Here is a 640-nt window from a genome sequence, read left to right as displayed (position 1 = left end):
CCCAGGGACTGGCTCTTTCCGGGCGACATCCCCGGCCAGCCCATCACCCGGTTTGCCGTGGCACGGGCATGCAACCTCGCGCGGCAGCGCAGCGGCATCAGCAAGCCCATCACGCCGCATTTGCTGCGGCACGCCTTCGCCACGCATCTGCTGGAAAGCGGCACCGATGTACGCAGGATCCAGCTGCTGATGGGTCATCGCTCCCTCGCCACAACCTCGCGTTACCTGAAAGTGGCGACCAGCACCGTGTGCGCGACCGCGAGTCCCTTCGACCTGCTGCCGCATCCCGAGCCGGTGCAGCCTCCACCCAGTCCGCCCGAGTATTTCTGAGCACCGTCATGCGTGCGGCACTCGAGGTGGCGGACATCTTCCGCCGCTACGGGCCGCAGTACCGGCAGAGCCACGCCGGCGGGCTCAGCCGTGCGCAGCGGCGTGCCATGAGTGCGATCGAACTGTGCCGCACGGCGGCCCTCGGCGGCCATGTCGAACAGTGCGACGCCTGCGGTCACCAGCGCATCACCTACAACTCGTGCCGGCATCGCGCCTGCCCGAAGTGCCAGTCGCTCGCCCGCGCGCAATGGCTCGAACACCGGCAGGCTGAGCTGCTGCCCGGGGTCGAGTATTTCCATGTGGTCTTCAC

At 68.0% G+C, this 640-nt stretch carries 2 protein-coding genes; both read left to right on the top strand.

The annotated features are described in order from the left end of the window. The coding region (locus P0D89_RS53835) for a tyrosine-type recombinase/integrase (protein ID WP_408379789.1) at positions 1-330 on the top strand (330 nt) is incomplete at its 5' end. 8 nt (positions 331-338) lie between these two features. Continuing rightward, positions 339-640 (top strand): transposase zinc-binding domain-containing protein (locus tag P0D89_RS53830; protein WP_408379787.1); only part of this gene is annotated, 302 nt, incomplete at its 3' end.

This window comes from Paraburkholderia sp. RL18-085-BIA-A (genome assembly GCF_046027075.1).
Lineage (GTDB): Bacteria > Pseudomonadota > Gammaproteobacteria > Burkholderiales > Burkholderiaceae > Paraburkholderia.
Note: the sequence above shows the minus strand (reverse complement) of the source record. Positions and strands in the feature narration are given on the sequence as shown.